Annotated in this window: 19 protein-coding genes; 5 read left to right on the top strand and 14 right to left on the bottom strand. The window is 64.8% G+C overall.

What is annotated here, in order from left to right:
- The first annotated feature begins 4 nt into the window (after nt 1-4).
- A complete protein-coding gene (locus tag JJB99_RS33725; RefSeq protein WP_200496411.1) occupies nt 5-733 on the top strand; it encodes a glutathione S-transferase family protein in 729 nt (242 codons plus the stop codon).
- Nucleotides 734-984: 251 nt separating this feature from the next.
- Here the strand turns inward: JJB99_RS33725 and JJB99_RS33720 are convergent, their stop codons facing one another.
- The 9 genes from JJB99_RS33720 to JJB99_RS33680 form a co-directional block, all read right to left on the bottom strand.
- Nucleotides 985-2,136 carry an ABC transporter substrate-binding protein gene (locus tag JJB99_RS33720; protein WP_200496410.1) on the bottom strand — a complete coding sequence of 384 codons (1,152 nt, stop codon included), beginning with the start codon at nt 2,134-2,136 and terminating at the stop codon, nt 985-987.
- A gap of 78 nt (nt 2,137-2,214) precedes the next feature.
- Nucleotides 2,215-2,634, bottom strand: a complete 420-nt coding sequence (locus tag JJB99_RS33715; RefSeq protein WP_200496409.1) for an acyl-CoA thioesterase — start codon at nt 2,632-2,634, stop codon at nt 2,215-2,217.
- Between the two features lie 10 nt (nt 2,635-2,644).
- The gene (locus JJB99_RS33710) at nt 2,645-3,406 is read right to left on the bottom strand and encodes an SDR family NAD(P)-dependent oxidoreductase (RefSeq protein WP_200496408.1); all 762 of its coding nucleotides are present in this window, start codon (nt 3,404-3,406) and stop codon (nt 2,645-2,647) included.
- A gap of 25 nt (nt 3,407-3,431) precedes the next feature.
- A complete protein-coding gene (locus tag JJB99_RS33705) occupies nt 3,432-5,318 on the bottom strand; it encodes a feruloyl-CoA synthase (protein ID WP_200496407.1) in 1,887 nt (628 codons plus the stop codon).
- The gene (locus JJB99_RS33700) at nt 5,315-6,124 is read right to left on the bottom strand and encodes a crotonase/enoyl-CoA hydratase family protein (protein WP_200496406.1); all 810 of its coding nucleotides are present in this window, start codon (nt 6,122-6,124) and stop codon (nt 5,315-5,317) included. The genes JJB99_RS33705 and JJB99_RS33700 overlap by 4 nt, the downstream gene beginning before the upstream one ends.
- Nucleotides 6,125-6,381: 257 nt before the next feature.
- The gene (locus JJB99_RS33695; protein WP_200496405.1) at nt 6,382-6,843 is read right to left on the bottom strand and encodes a DUF3237 domain-containing protein; all 462 of its coding nucleotides are present in this window, start codon (nt 6,841-6,843) and stop codon (nt 6,382-6,384) included.
- An 11-nt stretch (nt 6,844-6,854) separates the two neighbouring features.
- Nucleotides 6,855-8,174 (bottom strand): TRAP transporter large permease, encoded by a 1,320-nt coding sequence (locus JJB99_RS33690; RefSeq protein WP_200496404.1) that lies wholly within the window; start codon nt 8,172-8,174, stop codon nt 6,855-6,857.
- A gap of 2 nt (nt 8,175-8,176) precedes the next feature.
- On the bottom strand, nt 8,177-8,686 hold the full coding sequence (locus tag JJB99_RS33685) for a TRAP transporter small permease (RefSeq protein WP_200496403.1): 510 nt from the start codon (nt 8,684-8,686) through the stop codon (nt 8,177-8,179).
- Nucleotides 8,687-8,899: 213 nt separating this feature from the next.
- Nucleotides 8,900-9,916 (bottom strand): TRAP transporter substrate-binding protein, encoded by a 1,017-nt coding sequence (locus JJB99_RS33680; RefSeq protein WP_200500420.1) that lies wholly within the window; start codon nt 9,914-9,916, stop codon nt 8,900-8,902.
- 263 nt (nt 9,917-10,179) lie between these two features.
- Between JJB99_RS33680 and pobA the strand changes: the two genes are divergently transcribed.
- Together pobA and JJB99_RS33670 are read left to right on the top strand one after the other, a co-directional pair.
- Nucleotides 10,180-11,349: a 4-hydroxybenzoate 3-monooxygenase gene (gene pobA, locus JJB99_RS33675; RefSeq protein ID WP_200496402.1), complete on the top strand. Its 1,170-nt coding sequence runs from the start codon at nt 10,180-10,182 to the stop codon at nt 11,347-11,349.
- Between the two features lie 235 nt (nt 11,350-11,584).
- Nucleotides 11,585-12,004 carry a PaaI family thioesterase gene (locus tag JJB99_RS33670; RefSeq protein WP_200496401.1) on the top strand — a complete coding sequence of 140 codons (420 nt, stop codon included), beginning with the start codon at nt 11,585-11,587 and terminating at the stop codon, nt 12,002-12,004.
- A 152-nt stretch (nt 12,005-12,156) separates the two neighbouring features.
- Here the strand turns inward: JJB99_RS33670 and JJB99_RS33665 are convergent, their stop codons facing one another.
- On the bottom strand, nt 12,157-13,041 hold the full coding sequence (locus JJB99_RS33665) for a LysR family transcriptional regulator (RefSeq protein WP_200496400.1): 885 nt from the start codon (nt 13,039-13,041) through the stop codon (nt 12,157-12,159).
- A 123-nt stretch (nt 13,042-13,164) separates the two neighbouring features.
- On the opposite strand from JJB99_RS33665, the gene JJB99_RS33660 reads away from it, so the two are divergent.
- Complete coding sequence (locus tag JJB99_RS33660) at nt 13,165-13,791, top strand: pyridoxamine 5'-phosphate oxidase family protein (RefSeq protein WP_200496399.1); 627 nt, start codon at nt 13,165-13,167, stop codon at nt 13,789-13,791.
- A 137-nt stretch (nt 13,792-13,928) separates the two neighbouring features.
- Here the strand turns inward: JJB99_RS33660 and JJB99_RS33655 are convergent, their stop codons facing one another.
- From JJB99_RS33655 to JJB99_RS33645, 3 genes are read right to left on the bottom strand one after another with little or no spacing between them, the layout of a single operon-like run.
- Nucleotides 13,929-14,660 carry an ABC transporter ATP-binding protein gene (locus JJB99_RS33655; RefSeq protein WP_200496398.1) on the bottom strand — a complete coding sequence of 244 codons (732 nt, stop codon included), beginning with the start codon at nt 14,658-14,660 and terminating at the stop codon, nt 13,929-13,931.
- A complete protein-coding gene (locus JJB99_RS33650) occupies nt 14,657-16,426 on the bottom strand; it encodes a branched-chain amino acid ABC transporter ATP-binding protein/permease (RefSeq protein ID WP_200496397.1) in 1,770 nt (589 codons plus the stop codon). Before JJB99_RS33650 ends, JJB99_RS33655 begins: the two co-directional genes overlap by 4 nt.
- Before the next feature lie 4 nt (nt 16,427-16,430).
- On the bottom strand, nt 16,431-17,471 hold the full coding sequence (locus JJB99_RS33645; RefSeq protein WP_200496396.1) for a branched-chain amino acid ABC transporter permease: 1,041 nt from the start codon (nt 17,469-17,471) through the stop codon (nt 16,431-16,433).
- Between the two features lie 176 nt (nt 17,472-17,647).
- Here JJB99_RS33645 and JJB99_RS33640 point away from each other — a divergent pair, with 176 nt between their 5' ends.
- Entirely contained in the window at nt 17,648-18,181 is a 534-nt protein-coding gene (locus JJB99_RS33640) for a MarR family winged helix-turn-helix transcriptional regulator (RefSeq protein ID WP_200496395.1), read from the top strand.
- 160 nt (nt 18,182-18,341) lie between these two features.
- On the opposite strand, the gene JJB99_RS33635 is transcribed toward JJB99_RS33640, so the two are convergent.
- Nucleotides 18,342-20,435 (bottom strand): putative bifunctional diguanylate cyclase/phosphodiesterase, encoded by a 2,094-nt coding sequence (locus JJB99_RS33635; RefSeq protein ID WP_200496394.1) that lies wholly within the window; start codon nt 20,433-20,435, stop codon nt 18,342-18,344.
- Between the last annotated feature and the right edge of the window lie 202 nt (nt 20,436-20,637).

Raw genomic sequence — 20,637 nt, 5'->3', positions numbered from 1 at the left:
GCGCATGATCACGCTTTATGGCTTTGGCACCGGCTTTGGCCTGCCGGAAATCAGTCCCTTCGTCACCAAGACCGAGGTGCAGCTCAAGATGGCAGGATTGCCCTACCGGAAGGAGCGCGCGATGCCGCCCGCGTCCCCGAAGGGCCAGCTGCCCTTCATCGACGATGGCGGCGAGGCGGTGGCCGACTCCACCTTCATCCGCGCCCATATCGAGCGCCGCTACGGCTTCGATTTCGACGCCGGCCTGTCGCTGACCGAGCGCGCGCAGGCCTGGGCGTTCGAGCGCATGATCGAGCACCACGTCTACTGGGCGCTGGTCGGTGCGCGCTGGGTCGACCCGGTCAATTTCGCCAAGGGCCCGTCGCATTTCTTCGACGGCGCACCGGAGCACAATCGCGAGAAGCTGCGCGAGGACGCTCAGTTCCGCGTCGCCGAGAACTATCTGCTCTCCGGCCTCGGCCGCCACGCGCCGGATGACGACGTCGATCTCGCCGTGCGCTCGCTGTTCGCGCTCTCGGTGCAGCTCGGCGACAAGATCTATCTGATGGGCAACAAGCCCTGCGGCGTCGATGCCACCGCCTTCGGCGCGCTCGCCGGAATTCTGACGCCGTTCTTCGAATCGGCCTTGCGCCAGCGCGCCGAGGGATTTCCGAATCTCACCGCCTATGTCGATCGTATGATGGACAATTACTATCCGGAGTTCGCCTGGACCCCGCTGCGGCAGGCGGCGTGACGGTGTATCCGCGAGCTCGGTGCACCTCTCCCGCTTGCGGGAGAGGTCGGCGCGAAGCGCCGGGTGAGGGCTTTCTCCTCTAGGGGGCTTTCTCGATATGCGGAGACAATCCCGCTGCAGAGGCACCCTCCCCAACCCTCTCCCGCAAGCGGGAGATGGGGCGCAGCGACATTCGGGCTGCGATCTCAACCCAAGAACAAAAGAGCCGGCCCCATGGGCCGGCTCTCGTCGTCTCAAACTGCTCGCAGCTCTCACCGCACCAGCGAGTACTTGCCGTTCTTCACCGTGAGCAGGATGCGGGCGCGCTCGTCAACGCCGTAGCGGTCCTTTTCGGTGAAGTTATAGACGCCCTGGCTTGCCGCCATCTCCTTTTCCGACAGCAGCGCCTGGCGGATCGCTTCGCGGAATTCCGGCGTGCCGGGCTTGGCCGTCTTCAACGCCACCGGGATGACGCGCTTCAAGAGCTCGAACGCATCGTAAGAATGGCCGGCGAACTGGCTGCGGCTGTTCGGGCCGTACTTGGCCTCATAGGCCGAGTTCAGCGCGAGGCCCGGCTTCTTGGTGGCGGCTTCATCCGGCTGGTCCTCGGGGTCCATGACGGGGCCGGAGGCCATCAGCACGCCTTCCGCCGCTTTGCCGGCGATGCGGATGAAGTCCATGCTGGCGGCGCCGTGGGTCTGGTAGATCAGGCCCTGATAGCCGCGCTCGCGCAGCTCGGTCTGCGGCAGCGCGGCCGCGGTGCCGGAGGCGCCGACCAGGATCGCGTCGGGATTGGCGGCGACAAGCTTGAGCACCTGTCCGGTTACCGAGGTGTCGGGGCGGGCGAAGCGCTCCTCGTCGACAATGGTCATGCCCATCGGCACGGCCTGCGCCTTCAGATCGTTGAACCAGAGGTCGCCATAGGAGTCGGAATAGCCGATATAGCCGAGGGTCTTCACGCCCTTCGACTTCATGTGGTCGTACAGCACCTTGCCCACGATAGGTATCGGCTGCGGCATCGCGACCGACCACTTCATCCGTTCCGGCGTGATCGGGAACGGCGCGAGGCCGAAATGCGGAATGCCGGCTTCGTTGGCGACATTGGAGACCGCGATGGTCGGCGGCGTCAGCGCCGAGCCCATGATGATGTCGGCCTTGGATTCGGTCACGAAGCGGCGGGCGTTGGTAGTCGCAGTGGTGGGATCGCCGCCGTCGTCGAGCACGATCACCTTCAGCGGCACGCCGCCGATCTCTTTGGGCACGAATTCCAGCGCGTTGCGCTCGGGAATGCCGAGCGCTGCGCCCGGGCCGGTCGTGGTGGTGGTGATGCCGATGGTGATTTCGGCGGTCTGGGCCAGCGCAGGAAGTGCCGGCAGGGCAAGTGTCGCCGCGGTGATGGCGGCGGTCAGGCAAAAGCGTTTCATTCAGTCCTCCCTTGACGTGTTTCCTTGAAAGCAGAAATCGGGGGGTAATTCAGCCCCCTCTTTTGGTGATGCGGCGATCTAGCTTCCCGTGAATTTGGCGACCATTTCCGCCGGGAACGGCGCCGATTTCAGCTTGTCGGGGTTGTCAGGATCGCGGCCGACGAGGACGCGCGTCTCGAACCCTTCGAGCGCCAGCGACTCGCCCTTGTAGACGTTGTGCTTCACCTCGAAGCTCGAGCGCTTGATGCTCTCGATCCTGGTTTCGATGGTGACCCAGTCGCCGTAGGTCGAGGGGATGTAGAACTTGGCCCGCGTGTCGACCATGGGGATGCCGACGAGGCCGTATTTGCGGACCAGGTCCTGCTTGGAGAAGCCGGCGACCTCGAACAGGGTCGAGGTCGAATCGTCGAACATCGCGAAATAGCGCGGATAATAGACGATGTTGGCGGGATCGCAGTCGCCCCACTGGATCTGGACGTCGCGCCGGTTCACGAACATGCGTTTCGCCTTACTTCGGCGCCATGCGCAGCGAGCCGTCGAGGCGCACCACTTCGCCGTTCAGGTAGGAATTCTCCACCATGTGCAGCGCGAGCGCGGCGAACTCGTCGGCGTGGCCGAGCCGGCGCGGGAACGGGATCGCAGCGGCGAGCGAGTCCTGCGCTTCCTGCGGCAAATTGGCGAGCAGGGGCGTCAGGAACAGCCCGGGCGCGATGGTCAGCACGCGGACGCCGAATTGCGCCAGCTCGCGCGCGATCGGCAAGGTCATGCCGACAATGCCGCCCTTGGACGCCGAATAGGCCGACTGGCCGATCTGGCCGTCATAAGCCGCGACCGAGGCGGTGTTGATGATGACGCCGCGCTCGCCGCTCGCCTGAGGCTCGAGCTTGGACATCTCGGTTGCGGCGAGGCGCAGCATGTTGAAGGTGCCGATCAAATTGACCTTGATCACCTTGTCGAAATCGGCGAGCGCCATCGGGCCGTCGCGCCCGACGACACGTTTGGCAACGCCGATGCCGGCGCAGTTGACCAGCACGCGCGCCGGGCCATGGGCCTTGGTCGCCTGCGCGATCGCGGCTTCAGCCGCGGCGGCATCGGAAACGTCGCAGGTCACGGCGACGCCCTTGATCTCGGCGGCGACAGTCTCCGCGAGCTTGGCATTGAGATCGCACACCGCGACCTTCGCGCCCTGCGCCGCCAGCTTTCGTGCGGTGGCGGCGCCAAGGCCCGATGCGCCGCCGGTGACGATGGCTGCCTGATCCTTCAACAACATGGCGTTCTCCTGTGACGATGATTTTCTAGCCGACCGATATCACACGGTCCGATGGATGGGCAGCGTAGAGCTCCTCGATCAACTCGTTGCGATGCTCCAGCACCGCGCGCTGGTTGATCGAGCCCTTGTCGGTGACCTCGCCCTTGTCGATCGAGAGCGGCGTATCCAGCAGGATCGCGCGCGTGATCCGGGTCGAGGATCCCGTGGCTTGGCTGAGAAAGCGGGTCAGACGCTCGCGGAACGCCTCGCGCACCAGGCGGTCGCGCGTCGCGACGACGAGATCGTCGGCCGGCAGCGTCGGGTTGACCAACCGGCAGCCGTCGAGGTCGAGCACGACCAGCGCGGAGATCTCGTCGCGGTTGATGCCGGCGATGACGACGTCGCGCACCAGCGGCGCGCAGGCCGCTATGAGGCGCGCACGCAGCGGGCCGACGCTGACCCAGGTGCCGCTGGCGAGCTTGAAATCCTCACCGATGCGGCCGTCGAAGTCGAAGCCGGCGTTGAGATCGTCGGGGTCGACCGGCTTGAGGGCATCGCCGAGCTTGTAGAAACCTTCTTCGTCAAAGGATTTTGCGGTGATGTCGCCCTGGCGCCAGTAGCCCGGCATCACGTTCGGCCCCTTGCAGCGCACCTCCAGCTTGCCGTTATTCGGCACCAGCTTGGCATCGTTGCCCGAGACCGGAAGCCCGACATGGCCGGAACGGCTGGTGCGCGGATTGACCGACATGAAGAACGGCGCGGTCTCGGTTGCGCCAAGACCGGTCAGCATCGGCACGCGATAGCCTTTTTCCTTCACCGCAAGCTCGTCGAGGCTGTTCCAGACGAACGGCGAGAGCGCCGCGCCCGAGAAGAACATCGCGTGCAGGCGGTCGAAGAACCTTGCGCGCAGGCCCTGGTCGTCACGCAAATAGGGCAGCAGCGATTCATAGCCCTTGGGCACGTTGAAATAGACCGTCGGCGAAATCTCCTGGAGATTGCGCACGGTCTCCTCGATGCCGCCGGGCACCGGCTTGCCGGCGTCCAGATACATCGAGCCGCCATTGTAGAGCGTCAGCCCGATATTGTGGTTGCCGCCAAAGGTGTGATTCCACGGCAGCCAGTCGACGATGACCGGCGGCTCGTCCTTGAGGAAGGCGAGCGTCTCGCGCAGCATGACCTGGTTGGCGCAGAGCATGCGCTGGGTGTTGATGACCGCCTTGGGATTGCCGGTCGAGCCCGACGTCAGCAGGAATTTTGCGATGGTATCAGGACCGATCCTGCCGTGCACCGCGTCGAGATCGCCGCGGATCGGCGCCGCCATGAGGTCGGCGAGCAAGGTGACGTCGCGTCCCGGGACGCTGCCATAGGACGCGGCGATCTCGGTGCCGAGCGACACGTTGGCGGCGAGCGCGTCTGCGAACTTGCCGGCGTCCTCGGCGAAGACGAGGCCGGGCGTCAGCAGCTTCATCAGATAAGACAGCTTGCTGTAATCCTTCGACACCAGCGAATAGGCCGGCGACACCGGGCAGAACGGAACGCCGGCATAGAACGCGCCGAAGGCGAGCAACGCGTGGTCGATCGAATTGCCGGAGAGGATCACGACCGGCCGCTCCGCCGACAGGCCGCGGTGGATCAGTGCGGAGGCAATGTGCCGGCTCGCGGTGAGCAGCTCGGCATAGGTGATCTTGCGCCAGTCGCGGCCGCCGTCGCGCTCGGCCATGAAGACGCGGTCCGGCGTCGTCGCCGCCCAGTGGTGCAGGCGGTCGGTGATGCGGGCGGGATAATCGCCCAGCGGCTGTTTTGGCCTGAGGTAAATCGTGCCGTCGTCGCGCCGCTCGATCTTGACCACGGGGTCGCCGAACGAGATGGGCCGCAGCGGGAAAGTGCTCGCGCCGCGCTCCATGCTGGAAGAAGAGGACGGCTGCGCGCTCATGGCTTCGGCTTTACCTTGGCGGTCTTGTGCTCGAGGAATTCGCGGATCCTGCGCTTGGCCTCCTTGTCGCTCTGCGCGACCGTGGCCATCAGCGACTCCATCAGCAGGCCGGTCTGCGGATTGGCCTCCGCGATCATCGGCAGCGCCTGGAGCACGGCGAAATTCGTCAGCGGCGCGTTGGAGGCGATCTTGGTGGCAAGCTCCAGCGCCTTGCCGAGCCCGTTGCTGGCCTCCGTCAGATATTGCGCAAAGCCGTACGAGGCGCCTTCGGTTGCGCTATAGACGCGGCCCGTCAGCATCATGTCCATCATGCGTGCGACGCCGATCAGCCGCGGCAGCCGCACCGAGCCGCCGCCGCCGACGAAGATGCCGCGCTGCCCCTCCGGCAGCGCGAAATAGGTCGATGGCTCGGCGACGCGGATATGCGCGGCGCAGGCGAGTTCCAGCCCGCCGCCGATCACGGCGCCCTTCAGTGCGGCGATCACGGGCACGCGGCTGTACTGGATGCGGTCGAACACGCGGTGCCACATTTGCGAGTGCAGAAGGCCGCCGGTGGCGTCGTGGTCCTGGAGTTCGGAGAGATCGAGCCCGGAGGAGAAATGATCGCCGATGCCGTGGATGACGACCGCGCCGATGTCCTCGGGGAGGGACGCGAAACATTCGCCGATTTCCAGGATGATGCCGTCGTTGAGCGCATTGCGCTTGGCCGGCCGGTTCAGACCCACGGTCAGAACCCGGTCGGCGCGCTCGATTCTCAAAAGCCCGGCGGCGCCGGCGTCAGCGGTCTCGGCGTTTCCCTGTGTCATTTGCGTCCTTGTCAGAATAGTTATGTTGTATAACGAATTCTGGGGGAGTCAAGATGGGGGTAGGCGCCAGCCGGGTGGGCAAGGCGGCTCTCCAAATTCGATGTCGTCCCGGCGAACGCAGGAATCCATAACCCCAGGCTGTGGTTTGGCGAAGACGCATCGTTCGGTACTCCGACCCTCGGCAATCGGTAGATTCCGCGGTATGGGCCCCGGCGTTCGCAGGCACGACCATGAGGTTCGCTGTGCCTATGTCGGCCTCACATCACCTGATGCACGTCGATCACCACGCGATCGGCATGCCGCGCCGCCGAACCGATGAAAATGTGCTCCATCAGCCAGCGGTACTTCCCGTGCCCCGTCTCGAATTTCGGGACGGTGCGGAAATAGATCAGCTTCGGATTGACCGGCTCGCCGCGCTTGAGCTTGTGCAAGAGCTCCACGGGGCCGAAGCGCATGCCCTTGTTCTCGACATAGACGGTCGCGCCGTCGTCGGTTTCGAAGGCGTATCTGGCTTCGAGATCGATCAGCTCGTTGGGACGTATGGTCTGGAAGTCGGCGCCGAACGGCAGCACTTTTCCGGTGATCGCGCCCATCACCTCGCCGCCGATGATCGGAATGATGCGGCGAACGCCGATGCCGGTCTCGCCGGCGGTGATGACGTCGCCGATGCGGGCGGTGATGGTGAGGACGTATTTGGTTTCGAGGGCAGGTGTGGTCATCGCTTCACCTCTCAATGCGCCATCATCCGTGTCGGCAGCCAGGTCGCCAGCAGCGGGAAGGCGATCAGGATGATGAGGCGCACGAGGTCGGTCGCCACGAACGGGATCACGCCCTTGAAGATGGTGGAGAAGGAGACGTCCTTCACCACACTCTTGATGACGAAGACGTTCATGCCCACAGGCGGGTGGATCAGGCCGAGCTCGACCGTCATCACGATGATGACGCCGAACCAGATCGGGTCGAAGCCGAGATGCGTGATGACGGGGAAGATGATCGGCACGGTCAGGATGATCATCGCCATGGCGTCCATCAGGCAGCCGAGCACGAGATACATCACCATGATCAGCGCCAGCACGCCGTAGGGGCCGAGGCCGAGACCGGTCAAAAATTCCGTCACCTTCTGCGGCGTCTGCGTCACCGTGAGGAAATAGCCGAAGATCAGTGCGCCGATCAGCACGGTGAACACCGCAGCCGCAGTGCGCGTCGCCTGCAGCAGCGACGCCAGCACCTTTTCGCGATCGAGCCGCCCGGTGACGACGCCGATGATGAACGCGCCGGCGGCGCCGACGCCGCCGGCTTCGGTCGGGGTGAAGCGCGGCAGGAAGGGCAGGCCGTAGAGGCCGCCGATCACGAACACGAACAGCAGCACCGGCGCCCAAATCTCCTTCAATCCGGCAAAGCGCTCGCGCCACGGCAGCACCTTGCCCTTGGGCAGGAAGTCGGGGCGGAAATAGCCGATCAGGAAGATCGTGATCATGTACATGCTCATCGCCAGCAGGCCCGGGATGATGCCGGCGATGAAGAGCTTGCCGATGTCCTGCTCGGTGATGATGCCGTAGACCGCAAGCACGGTGGAGGGCGGCAGCATCGCGCCCAGCGTGCCGCCGGCCGCGATCACGCCGGTCGCGAACGACTGCGGATAGCCGAAGCGGCGCATCTCGGGATAGGCGACCGCGGAGAAGGTCGCGGCGGTCGCGACGGAAGAGCCGCAGATCGCGGCAAAGCCGCCGCAGGCGCCGACGGTAGCTATGCCGAGCCCTCCGCGCAAATGCCCGACAAAGCCGTTGGCGGCGCGGAATAGCTCGCGGCTCATGCCGGAATGGCTGACGAAGGAGCCCATCAGCAGGAACATCGGGATCACGCCGAAGGTGTAGTCGGTGACCGTACGCATCGAGGTCTGGCCGACCAGCTTCAGCGCCGCCGTCCCGTTGACGAGATAGGCGAAGCCGGACACGCCGACGAGGCCCATGGCCATGCCGACCGGCACGCGCAGCAGCATCAAGACGAATAAGGAAACGAAGCCGATTAAGGCGACGGCATCGGTGCTCATGATCACTCCGTCGCCTTCAATTTGGGATCGTGCATGTCTTCGGGATGGAAGATCAGCCGGTAGGTGCGGATCGCGATCAGCAGCACGGCCGAGACGTCGCCGATCCAGGCAACCGCGAAGAACGGCCAGGTCGGCATGTGCATGTCGAAGGTCTGGACATTGTCGTTGTAGGTGCCGCGCACCTTGTCGAACAACGTCCAGGTCTGCACGGTGACGACGAACAGCAGCACCAGCGTTGCGAACACGTCGATCCAGCGCTGGTAGCGCGGCCCGACATTGCCCCAGACGAGGTCGACCGTGATGTGGGTGCCGCGATACGAGGTCGCGGCGATGCCCCAGAAGATCAGGATGCCGAGCAGCATGCGGCCGATGTCGAAACTGTCGGGGATCGAATAGTTCAGCGTGTTGCGCAGCAGCACCGATAGGAAGATGTCGAGCGCGACGATGCCGACGAAGCCCGCCGCGATCCATTCGATCGTGTCGATGATGCGGTCCATCCAGGCGCGCTTCATGGGAGAGGAGTCCTAATCAAAATCCAGCGAAGCTGGGTTGAGCAATGTCCGCGAGGAAGGTGCGCTCCCTCCCCCGCTTGCGGGGAAGGGTCGGGGAGAGGGTGCTTCCACAATCGAGAACCCCCAAGAGGAGAGAGCCCTCACCCGATCGCTTCGCGATCGACCTCTCCCGCAAGCGGGAGAGGTACAGCGAGTGCGCGGCCACTGCTGAGGCTACTCCGCCAGCGCGTTGTATTTCTTCAGCGACGCCTTCAAATCCGCCAGCGCGGCGTCCGGATCGGCGCCGGCCTTCTTGGCACCGTCACTCCAGGTCTTCACCAGCGGCTCGGCCGCCTTCTTCCAGGCGGCGGTCTGCTCGCCCGTCAGCTTGTAGACCTCGTGATCGGACTCGGCCTTCACCTTGTCGATGCCGGCGTCCTCGAACTTGCCCCAGTGCTCGCCGACGATTCCGGCCATTTCCGTCGAGCAGTTCTTGTCGATCGCGGCCTTCTGCTTGTCGGACATCGCATTGTACTTGTCCTTGTTCATGACGAACACGAACGTCGTGGTGTAGAGCGGCGCCTCCATGTCGTACTTGGTCACCTTGTCGATGCCGAACAGCACCAGCGAGCCCCAGGGGAAGGTGACGCCGTCGGCGACGCCGCGCTCGATGATGTCGCGCACTTCGGGCGCAGACGACTGCACATTGGTGCCGCCGAGCGAGGTGACGAAATTCGCCATGGTGGCGTGCGCCGGGCGGATCTTGAGGCCCTTCACGTCCTCCGGCATCACGATCTTCTTGGTGCGGGAGTGGAAGGAGGAGGGCGAGTGGACGAAGGCGAGACAGTATTTGACGTCCTTCATCTCCTTCTCGGCATATTTGCGATACCAGGCGTCCAGCCCCATCGAGCCGCCCTTGGCATCCGAGATCAGGAACGGCAGTTCGCCGGCGCCGACGATCGGGAAGCGGCCGGGCTGGTAGCCGGGATTGACATAGGTGACGTCGGCAATGCCGTCGCGCGCCATGTCGTAATGATCGAACGCCTTGCCGAGCTGCTGGGCCGGAAACACCTTGCCCGTGATGGTGCCGCCGGAATCCTTGTTCACCGCGGTCACCCAGTCTTCGAGAGACTTTTGCAATGGGTGCGACGCCGGCACCCAGTGCGAGACCTTCAGGTCGAAGGTCTTGTCCTGCGCGTACGCAGGCGTCACGCTTGCTGCCAGCAGCAAAGCCAGACAGGCTTGTCTCATCACGCGTCTCTCCCTCTTTTCGACGGTGGGCTTCGTTGGCCCTGTCTCGTTAGTTAACATGTTATCTAGATGGCCGGCGTGTTCAAGCCGGAACTGACGCGTAGCTTGTCGCGTCATCTACGTCAGCCATGTTGCATGGATTTGTCGCCGCCAGCGCGACCAGCAGTCCCTTTTTGCCAGACCGTTATATGATATAATTATCGTCTGCGGATCAACGCGACAAGCGCCGCGACGAAAGCCTACAGGATCGAGAGGAGCAAGTATTGCGGACAAAAGTCGCAATCATCGGGGCCGGGCCGGCCGGATTGTTGCTAGGGCAACTTCTGCACACCTACGGGATCGACAACGTCATCCTGGAGCGGCAGAGCCCCGATTACGTGCTGGCTCGCATCCGCGCCGGCCTGCTGGAGGAGGGAACCGTCGGACTGCTCGACCAGATCGGTGCCGGCGCACGGGCACATGCCGAGGGCTTGGTGCATGAGGGCATTGAGCTGGCCTTTTCCGGCCGCCGCCATCGCATCGATATGAAGGGCGCGACCGGCAAAACGGTCATGATCTACGGCCAAACCGAGGTCACGCTCGACCTGATGCATGCGCGCAAAGCCGCCGGCCTGACCACGGTCTATGAGGCGAAGGATGTGCAGCCGCATGATTTCGACGGCAGTCACCCCCGCGTAACCTACAGCAAGGACGGCGTCACCCATACGCTGGATTGCGATTTCATCGCCGGCTGCGACGGTTTCCATGGCGTCAGCCGCGCCAGCGTGCCGGCCTCGGCGATCGAGGAGTTCGAGCGGGTCTATCCGTTCGGCTGGCTCGGCATTTTGTCCGAGACGCCGCCGGTCAGTCATGAGCTGATCTATTCCAACCACGCCCGCGGCTTTGCGCTCTGCACCATGCGCTCGATGAAGCGCAGCCGGTATTATGTGCAGTGCCCGCTCGACGACCATATCGACAAGTGGCCGGACGACCGTTTCTGGGACGAACTGAAGCGCCGCCTCGACCAGGAGGCGGCCGACAGCCTCGTCACCGGTCCTTCGATCGAGAAGAGCATCGCGCCGTTGCGCAGCTTCGTCGCCGAGCCGATGCGCTTCGGCAGGCTGTTCCTGTGCGGCGATGCCGCCCACATCGTGCCGCCGACCGGCGCCAAGGGCCTGAACCTCGCCGCTAGCGATGCGCATTATTTGTCGAGCGCGCTGCGTGAGTTCTACGACGAGAAATCCAGTGCGGGCATCGACGCCTATTCGGCCACGGCGCTGGCACGGGTCTGGAAGGCCGTGCGCTTCTCCTGGTGGATGACCTCGATGCTGCACAAATTCCCCGACACCGGCACCATCGGCGCACGCATCCAGCTCGCCGAGCTCGACTACGTCACCCAGTCGCAAGCCGCGATGACGTCGCTGTCGGAGAATTACGTGGGACTGCCGTTTTAGGCACAGATGTCATGCCCCGCGAAGGCGGGGCATCCAGTACGCCGCGGCCCATCGATTGAACCACGACCGTCTCGGAGTACTGGATCGCCCGCCTTCGCGGGCGATGACAATCGTTGTGAGGCGGGCGCCGCGCTCGTTTCAAACACCCGCGCAAACCCCGTTTAAAACTTTGTAGGCGGTGAAACTGTCATCCACATCGCGTTCAATGCTGGCGACATAGCAACGCGAGATATTCATGACCAGCACCGACATCCCCGACGGTTTCGAGCCGCTCCTTCGCAAGAGCCCTCTCACCGAGCCCTGGGAGCCGCTCTACGCGAAGACCACCGACAAGGCCGTCATTATCGGCCTGCGGCTGGCGAGGCCTCATACCAACGGCCGCGGCCTGATCCATGGCGGCCTCATCACCGCGCTCGCCGACAACGCCATGGGCTATAGCTGCGCGCTGGTGACGAAATGGACCACGTCGTTCGTGACGGTCTCGCTCTCGGTCGATTTCGTCGGCTCCGCCGAGATCGGCCAGTGGTGCGCGATCGAGAGCGACGTGATCAAGACCGGCAAGACGATCTGCTTCGCGCAGTGCCTGATCAAGGCCGACGACGTCGTGATCGCGCGGGCCAGCGGCACGTTCCGCGTTGTGCCGAAGAAGGGGTGACGCTCTCTGGTGCCCCGGACGCAGCGCGGCGCTTCTTCAGCGGTGCGCTGCAGAGCCGGGGCCCATGTGTCCACATGATGCGGTGCCGCCTTCTGGGTCCCGGCTCTGCGCGGCAACGTTCCACGCTGCAGCGCGTCCGGGACATGAGACCATCACCCAAACCGCCACTTCGCCGTCTCCACCACGAGATCGATGAACGCGCGTACCTTGGCCGAGAGCAGGCGTGAAGTCGGGTAGACGATGTGGATCGGCAGCGCCGGCTGCTCGTATTTGGCCAGCAGGATCTTCAGCCGGCCGCGCCTCAGCCCCTCGGCGGCTTGATAAGCCAGCACGCGCGTGACGCCGCCGCCGGCCTCGGCATATTGCAGGGCGGCATCGGCGCTGTTGCTGGTGAAGCGCGGCGTCGGCGTCACCTCGATGTCGCCGCCGTCCTGCATGAAGTGCCAGCTGGCGGACGGGCCGAACTGGATGGTCTGATGGTCGAGCAGCGCCTCCGGCGTCTTCGGCTCGCCGTGGCGCTTGAGATAGCCGGGCGCAGCCACCACGATCCGCCGCATCTCGCCGACCTGGCGCGCGACGAGTGAAGAGTCGACGAGATGGCCGATGCGGACGGCGGCGTCGACGGCGTCTTCCACCAGATTGACGAGATGATCCGACAGCCGGAGTTCGCAGGCGACTTCGGGGTAGCGCTTGAGATAGGCCGTCATCACCGGCCCGACGTGGAGCCGACCAAAACCGACCGGCGCCGACACCACGAGCCGTCCGCTCGGTCGGTTGCGCTCCTCCCGCGCCGAGCCGTCGGCCTCCTCGACGTCGGCGAGGATGCGCCGGGCGCGCTCGAGATAGCGCGTGCCGACATCAGTCAGCCGCACCTGCCGGGTGGTCCGCTGCAGCAGCCGGGCCCCGAGATGGTCCTCCAAGGCCGCGATCATCCGTGTCACCGCTGACGGCGACAGCCGCAGTTTTCGCGCCGCCGGTGCAAAGCCGCGCAGATCGGCGACGGTGACGAAGACATGCATAGCTTCGAGGCGGTCCATGGATATTATTGCATATATTGCAACGATGAAGTGTCAAGCGGCGAGATTGTTTTAACCGCCGGCAAGTCCATGTTTGCGGACGGAAGACGCAGGGGATGCGCCGGAATTTCAGGAGATGTTCCGATGACGACCGCAGCTCACACCTACGCCAGCGACGTGGCCTTCACGCCCGCCGTGAAGGCGATCCAGGCCCGCAAGGGCTCGCGCGAGGCGTATGCCCAGGCCGAGCAGCGCGGCTGGCGCACCGAGGTGGACGACAACCTCGCCGCGTTCCTGGCTGACGCCAACAGCTTCTACTTTGCCACGGCCTCAGCCGACGGCCAGCCCTACATCCAGCACCGCGGCGGGCCGAAGGGCTTTCTCAAGGTGCTGGACAAGCAGACGCTCGCCTTCACCGACTACGCCGGCAACCGCCAATTCGTCACGCAGGGAAACCTGTCGGAGAACCCCAAGGCCTACATCTTCGTGATGGACTACGCCCATCGGCGCCGCGTGAAGATCTGGGGCGAAGCCCGCGTCGTCGAGGACGACGAGGCGCTGACGACGGCCCTGATGCCGAAAGGCTATCGCGCCCGGCCGGAGCAGGTGGTCCTGTTCAACATCGCAGCGTGGGACACCAACTGCCCGCAGCACATTCCGCAGAAGTTCGATGCGGGCGATGTGGCGGCTGCGCTGGCGGCAAGGGACCAGCGCATCGCGGAGCTGGAGGCCGAGGTCGCGGCGTTGAAAGGGCAGAGGGCGGTGACCTAATTCTCCAGTGTCATGCCCTGCGAAGGCGGGGCATCCAGTACGCCGCGGTATCTCGGTTCAAGCACAGCCGTCTCTGGAATACTGGATCGTCCGCCTTCGCGGACGATGACAGTTGAGTTTGAGGAGGCGCCTCAAACCTAAAGCACACTCTCGCCTTCGTGCTGAAATCCCAGATAACTCGCCGCCACCCGCTCATTCGCGGCGATGTCGCTCGCCTTGCCGCTGAGCACGAACTCGCCGAGCTCCATCACATAGGCCTGGTCGGCAATCTTCAGCGCGGCCTGCGCGTTCTGCTCGACCAGCAGCACGGAGACGCCGCTGGTGCGCAGCTCGGTGACGATGCGGAAGATGTCGGCGACGATGATCGGGGCAAGCCCGAGGCTCGGTTCGTCCAGCATCAACAGCTTCGGCTCACCCATCAGCGCGCGTCCCATCGCGAGCATCTGCTGCTCGCCGCCGGAGAGCGTGCCGGCAAGCTGCTTGCGCCGCTCCTTCAGGCGGGGGAACAGCGTGTAGACCCGTTCCATCGAGGCTTTCGCCTTGCTGCGCTCGATGCGGAAGGCGCCCAGCTCGAGATTGTCCTCAACATTCATGGTCACGAACAATTCGCGGTGCTCGGGGACGAGGCCGAGGCCGATCGCGACGCGATCCTCGATATCGAGCCGCGCGAGGTCCTGCCCGGCAAAGGCGACGCGGCCCTTCAGCGGCAGAATGCCCATGATGGCCGACAGCAGCGTGGTCTTGCCGGCGCCGTTGGCGCCGACGATGGTGACGATCTGGTTGGCGCCGACCTCGAGCGAGACCGAGCGCACCGCCTCGACCTTGCCGTAGGCGACATGCGCGTCGGTGACGGACAACAGCGCGCTCATGCCGCCACTCCGAGATAGGCCTTGATCACTTCGGGATTGGTCTTGATCGTGGCGGGCGTGCCCTCCGCGATCTTGGTGCCGAAATCGAGCACGACAATGCGGTCGGCGAGGTTCATCACGAAGCCCATGTCGTGCTCGACCAGCAGCACGCTCATGCCGCCGTCGCGCAGCTCGCGCAAGAGCGTTGCGAGGCGCTGCTTCTCCATGTGGCGCAGGCCGGCGGCCGGCTCGTCGAGCAGCAGCAGCATCGGATCGACGCACAGCGCACGGGCGATCTCGACGATGCGCTGCTGGCCGAGCGAGAGTGAGCCTGCGAGCTGATGCATCTGGTCGGCAAGACCGACGCGCTCGATCTGGCGCGCGGCTTCCGCAAGCAATTTGGCCTCATCGGCGCGGTCGAGCCGCAGCATCGATGAGAGGGGCCCGGAATGGCCGCGCAGATGCGCGCCGATCGCGACGTTCTCCAGTACGGTCATATCAGGCACCAGCTTGACATGCTGGAAGGTCCTGCTGATGCCGAGCTTGACGATCTCCTGCGGCGGGGCCTTGTCGACTTTCCTGCCGAGCACCGAGATCGAGCCTGACGTCGCCGAGAGCACGCCGGTGATCAGGTTGAACGTCGTGCTCTTGCCGGCGCCGTTCGGTCCGATCAGCGCGACGATCTCGCGCGCCTGGACGTCGAAGGAGACGTTGTTGACCGCAACCACGCCGCCGAACTGTTTTCGCACCTTCTCGACCTGGAGCAGCACGCCGGCCTCGCCAGCCGCGCGGGTGCGGTGTTGCAGCTTCAGCGAGGTATCGGGCTTCTTGCCACGGGTCCGCTCAGGCAGGAACGAGATCAGCCAGGGCCAGACGCCGCCGGGCGCGAGCTGGAGCAGCGCCACCAGCATGATGCCGAACACGATGGTCTCGACCTGGCCCGAGCCCGGCAGGATCAGCGGCAGATAGCTTTGCAGCACCTCTTTCAGCACCACGACGATCGCCGCGCCCAGCACGCCGCCCCAGACATAGCCGGCGCCGCCGACCACCGCGATGAACAGATATTCGATTCCCGCCTGTGCGCCGAACGGCGTCGGGTTCACCGCGCGCTGAAGATGAGCGTAGAGCCAGCCGGAGAGACCGGCGAGCACGGCGGCATGGATGAACACCAGGAGCTTGGCGCGCGGCGTGTGCACGCCGAATGCTTCCGCCGCGACGTGGCCACGCCGGAGCGCGCGGATGGCGCGGCCGGTGCGGGAATCGAGCAAGTTCATCGTCAGCAGCGCCGAGACGATCACCGCGACCCAGATCGCGTAATAGATCGAGCCGGGCGAGAGCATCCTGAACGAGCCGATCGACAGCGGCGGGATTGCCGAGATGCCGTCGTTACGGCCGAGAAACTCCAGTTTGCTGAACAGATAGAACAGCCCGAGCCCCCAGGCGAGCGTGCCGAGCGGCAGATAATGGCCGGAGAGGCGGACGGTGACGAGGCCAAGCAGCACCGCCAGCGATCCGCTGACCAGGAGCGACAGCGGCAGCGTCAGCCAGGGCGACAGGCCGTAGGCCGTCGACAGCACTGCGGTGGTATAGGCGCCGAAGCCGACGAAGGCCGCCTGACCGAACGAGGTCAGGCCGCCGACGCCGGTCAGCAGCACGAGGCCCATCGCGACGAGGGCAGCAAGGCCGATGTTGTCGAGCAGCACGATCCAGAACGGCGGCATGCCAGGTACGAACGGGATTGCCGCCATCAGAAGAGCAAAGACGAGGATAGGAAGCCGGCTCTGCATGCGCTCAGTCCTTCTCTTCCTCGACCGCGGGCGCGGCGAGCGAGCGCAGCAGCAGCACGGGGATCAAGAGCATGAAGACGATCACTTCCTTGTAGTTGGAGGCATAGAAGGACGAGAACGCCTCGACGATGCCGACGACCAGCGCCGCGACGGCGGTGAGGGGATAGCTGACGAGCCCGCCGATGATGGCGGCGACGAAACCCTTCAGGCCGATTAGGAAGCCACTGTCATAGTAGAGCGTCGTGATCGGCACGATCATGATGCCCGACAACGCACCGATCACGGATGCCAGCAGGAACGCGATCTGCCCCGACAGCGTGGTGCGAATGCCGGCCAGCCGCGCGCCCAGCCGGTTCACGGCGGTGGCGCGCAGCGCCTTGCCGTACAGCGTCAGGCCGAAGAATAGCCAGAGACCGACGATGAAGGCGATGGTGATGGCGTAGACCGTGATGCTCTGGCCGGTGAAGCGCAGTGCGCCGGCGGTGAAGGCGCCGGACAGCACCGCAGGTCCGCGCTGGCCTTCGGCGCCGAAGAACAACAGGCCGAGGCCTTGCAGCGCGAGATGGACGCCGACCGAGGCAATCAGCAGCACCAGCACGGAGGTGTGCGCTAGCGGCTGGAATGCGATGCGGTAGAGATAGACGCCGATCATCGCCACGATCACCAGCGCCAGCGCGATGCAGACCGCGACCGGTGGCTTCTCCGCGACGAAATAGATCGTCAGCGCCAGCACGACGGCCGGCAGCACGATGTTGATGATGAAGCTGCGCAGGATCAGCCGCCCATGCAGCGCCTTGCGCGCCACGAACAGGTCGAAGCCGAAGGCGCCGATGCCCAGCGCCAGCGCGAGCTTGGCCGTGCCCGGCATCTGGCCGGCGGCCAGCGAAGCATAGGTCAGCGCGCCATAGGTGACGAACTCGCCCTGGGGAATCAGGATCACGCGGGTGACGGCGAACACCAGCACCAGCGCCAGGCCGAGCAGCGCGTAGATCGCGCCATTGGTGATGCCGTCCTGAACCAGGAACAGCATGATGGTGGTATTCAAGACCGGACGCTCCCCCTCAAGATTAAGGACCGGTCTCCGCAATTACGGTGGACGGTCCGCTCACAGCCATTGAAACGCTGACGATATTTGATATGGTCCATAACAATTATCGAATATAACTTCAAGGGTGGGCGGACGACCCGTCCCGAATTTAGCGGGATCACGAGCACGAGGCGATGACCGTTTCTAAAACCGCTGAAAAGTCTTCCGAAAAGGCCGCCGACGCGGGCAAGGGCCGCAAGGATGCCGCCGAGCCGCAGGGGCAGGGGTCTGCCGAAGCGCTCCAGCTCGGCGAGCTCTCCGAGCAGCTCGGCTATGTGCTGAAACGGGCGCAGCTCAAGGTGTTCGAGAACTTCTTGCGCTGCATGGCCTCGCTCCAGCTGACGCCGGCGCAGTTCTCGGTGCTGCTGCTGGTCGAGAAGAATCCCGGCCGTAACCAGACCGAGATCGCCTCCACGCTCGGCATTCTCAGGCCGAATTTCGTGGCCATGCTCGACAACCTCGAGAGCCGCGACCTTTGCGCGCGGATCCGCTCCACCAACGACCGCCGCTCGCATATCCTGGTGCTGACCGACAAAGGCAAGGCCGTGCTGACGCGGGCAAAGAAGCTCGTCGCCACCAAGCACGAGGCCCGGCTGAACGACCTGCTCGGCCAGGCCAACCGCGAAGCCCTGATCACAATGCTCGCGAAGATCGCGAATGAATTTTAGAGCATGATCCAGACAAGTGCGCAGCGGTTTTCCGAAAAGATCATGCTCAAACAACAGCCTAAAGCGCGACGGCGATTCATCCTAATCTCATCGCGCCTTAAGGACTCGTCGCTCCGGCGGCGGCCCGTCGAAGCTGCGATCCCGCCCGGGTCGGCGGCGGTTACGCCGCAGCGAACCGATCGGGCCTGAGAGGCGCTTCCGCGGACAGGAAGCGACGCTCGATCTCTGCTGCGGGCAACGGACGGCTGAACAGATAGCCCTGCATTTCCGTGCAGCCCTCCGCCGTGATCCGGTCGCGCTGCTCGTTGGTCTCGACGCCCTCGGCCGTGGTTGTCATGCCCAGCCCGCGCGCCATCGCCGCCACCGCCCGCACGATGCTGAGGGATCCCGCATCGTTGCCGACGCCGCTGACGAAAGACCGGTCGATCTTGATCTTGTCGAAAGGGAAGCACTGCAGATAGGTCAGCGAGGAATAGCCGGTGCCGAAATCGTCCATGGCGATCCGGATGCCGAGCGCGCGGAGCTGGTGCAGCGTCGCCAGAGTGCCGTTCCGGTCCTGTAGCAGGACGCTTTCCGTGATCTCGATCTCCAGCCGTTGCGGATCGAGCCCGGAAGCGGCCAGCGCGCCCACGACCACCTCCGTGAGGCCCGCCTGGCGGAATTGCACCGCCGAGATGTTGACCGCGACGTGCAGATGGCTCGGCCAGCGGCTTGCGGTGGCGCAGGCCTGCCGGATCACCCATTCGCCGATCGGCACGATCAGGCCAATCTCCTCCGCGAGCGGGATGAAGCTGCCGGGCGCGATGAGCCCGCGCCGCGGATGTCGCCAGCGGATCAGCGCTTCGAACCCGGTGATCTCGCGGCCGTCGGTCTTCACAATCGGCTGGTAGTGCAGCTCGAACTCGCCCGCCGCGAGGCCGTTGCGCAAATCCTGCTCCAGCGCGCGACGGCTTTGGGCCTCGTCGTCCATGGCCGGCTCGAAGAAGCGGTACATGCCGCGGCCGTCGCTCTTGGCGCGATACAGCGCGAGGTCGGCATTGTGCAGGAGCTGCTCGGGCGTCGCCCCGTCACCCGGCGCAATGGCGATCCCGATGCTGGCGCTTGCAACGGCCTGGTGTCCGTCAAGCCCGAATGGCGCGCTCAGTCTGCTGACGACGTCACGCGCCAGCGCATCCGCCTCGCTTCGGTCGGAAATCGGCGTCTGCAGGATCACGAATTCATCACCGCCCATGCGCGCGATCGTGTCGCAGTCGCGCGCGAGCAGCCTGAGGCGGCGGCTGACATCCTGCAGCAGGATGTCGCCCGCCTGATGGCCCAGCGTGTCGTTGACGGCCTTGAACTTGTCGAGGTCGATGTGATGGACCGCGAACATCAGGTCCTGGTCGAGCGCCTGCTTGAGGCGCTGGCCGAGCAGGACGCGGTTGGCAAGGTCCGTCAGTGCATCGTGATGCGCCATATGGGCGATCCGCAGCTCCGCCTTGCGCTGCTCGGTGATGTCTTCGTGGGTCGCGACCCAGCCGAGATCGGGCATCGGCCGGTGCCTGATCTTGAAGGTGCGTCCGTTCTGCATCTCGACGATGCTGTCGGAGGGCTCGGCGGACGTCGCGACATTGGTCCGCCACCTGGCGTATTCCTCGCGCGTCATCGCCGGCACGCTGCCGGCCTCGAACCGCAGGTCCAGGATTTCCGAGAGCGGTGTGCCGGGACGAACGCGGTCGGGCGGCAGGCCGTACATGTCGATGTAATGCGTGTTGCAGACCAGCAGGCGATGGTCCGCGTCGAAGAAGCAGAGCCCGTGCGACATGTTGTTGATCGCGATGTCGAACTGAAGATTGCGTTCCTGCAGCCGTGCACTGAGCTCTTCGCGTTCGGTAATGTCTTCGTGGGTCGCCATGCCGCCGCCGTCGGGCAGGGGGTGGATGGTGTAGGCGATGATCCTTCCGTCGGCGAATTGCTGGACGGTTTGCTCTCTGGCGACGGCACCTTCGGTGCGGGCGCGGACATAGGCGCCGGCGTCTCCGCGGACGTTGAGGCCCAGTTTGAGCCGATGCTCGATCAGGTTCTTGATCGGCGTGCCTGGGCGCACCTGCGCGGGCGCGAGCGCGTACATTTCCGTGTAGCGCCGATTGCAGAAAATGACCTTGCGGTCGCTGTCGAAGAGGATGATCCCGAGCCACAGATTATTGGCGGCGCAGGTCAGCAGCTCGCCGAGCACGAGCGGGTCAATCCCTGTGGCCTCCTGATCACCCTTCATGCGCGCTGTCCCCGAACCAGCGCGGATTAGAACAGGCGGTGGTGAATGAGCCCAATAATTTGCCTGGTTCCAGGGCATGTTCCTGAAACTGCGGCGAACGCGAGGTTAAGGGCGGCGCCGCCGGCCACGGGAATGGCGGGCGCCGGCTCAGACATCGTTAACCATGCTCGCGCGGGAAGCCGTCAGCGAGCCAGTGGCGCTG

This window comes from Bradyrhizobium diazoefficiens (assembly GCF_016616235.1).
GTDB lineage: Bacteria > Pseudomonadota > Alphaproteobacteria > Rhizobiales > Xanthobacteraceae > Bradyrhizobium > Bradyrhizobium diazoefficiens_H.
The sequence above is the reverse complement of the archived record's forward strand: the minus strand, read 5'-3'. Positions and strand labels throughout refer to the sequence as shown.

Coding starts and splice junctions, on each gene's coding strand:
- JJB99_RS33635 (WP_200496394.1), bottom strand. CDS start 20,435: ATGAAGGGTGATCAGGAGGCCACAGGGATTGACCCGCTCGTGCTCGGC.
- JJB99_RS33715 (WP_200496409.1), bottom strand. CDS start 2,634: ATGTTCGTGAACCGGCGCGACGTCCAGATCCAGTGGGGCGACTGCGAT.
- JJB99_RS33720 (WP_200496410.1), bottom strand. CDS start 2,136: ATGAAACGCTTTTGCCTGACCGCCGCCATCACCGCGGCGACACTTGCC.
- JJB99_RS33665 (WP_200496400.1), bottom strand. CDS start 13,041: ATGGACCGCCTCGAAGCTATGCATGTCTTCGTCACCGTCGCCGATCTG.
- JJB99_RS33650 (WP_200496397.1), bottom strand. CDS start 16,426: ATGCAGAGCCGGCTTCCTATCCTCGTCTTTGCTCTTCTGATGGCGGCA.
- JJB99_RS33710 (WP_200496408.1), bottom strand. CDS start 3,406: ATGTTGTTGAAGGATCAGGCAGCCATCGTCACCGGCGGCGCATCGGGC.
- JJB99_RS33670 (WP_200496401.1), top strand. CDS start 11,585: ATGACCAGCACCGACATCCCCGACGGTTTCGAGCCGCTCCTTCGCAAG.
- JJB99_RS33700 (WP_200496406.1), bottom strand. CDS start 6,124: ATGACACAGGGAAACGCCGAGACCGCTGACGCCGGCGCCGCCGGGCTT.
- JJB99_RS33685 (WP_200496403.1), bottom strand. CDS start 8,686: ATGAAGCGCGCCTGGATGGACCGCATCATCGACACGATCGAATGGATC.
- JJB99_RS33690 (WP_200496404.1), bottom strand. CDS start 8,174: ATGAGCACCGATGCCGTCGCCTTAATCGGCTTCGTTTCCTTATTCGTC.
- JJB99_RS33655 (WP_200496398.1), bottom strand. CDS start 14,660: ATGAGCGCGCTGTTGTCCGTCACCGACGCGCATGTCGCCTACGGCAAG.
- JJB99_RS33725 (WP_200496411.1), top strand. CDS start 5: ATGATCACGCTTTATGGCTTTGGCACCGGCTTTGGCCTGCCGGAAATC.
- JJB99_RS33680 (WP_200500420.1), bottom strand. CDS start 9,916: ATGAGACAAGCCTGTCTGGCTTTGCTGCTGGCAGCAAGCGTGACGCCT.
- JJB99_RS33695 (WP_200496405.1), bottom strand. CDS start 6,843: ATGACCACACCTGCCCTCGAAACCAAATACGTCCTCACCATCACCGCC.
- JJB99_RS33640 (WP_200496395.1), top strand. CDS start 17,648: ATGACCGTTTCTAAAACCGCTGAAAAGTCTTCCGAAAAGGCCGCCGAC.
- JJB99_RS33705 (WP_200496407.1), bottom strand. CDS start 5,318: ATGAGCGCGCAGCCGTCCTCTTCTTCCAGCATGGAGCGCGGCGCGAGC.
- JJB99_RS33660 (WP_200496399.1), top strand. CDS start 13,165: ATGACGACCGCAGCTCACACCTACGCCAGCGACGTGGCCTTCACGCCC.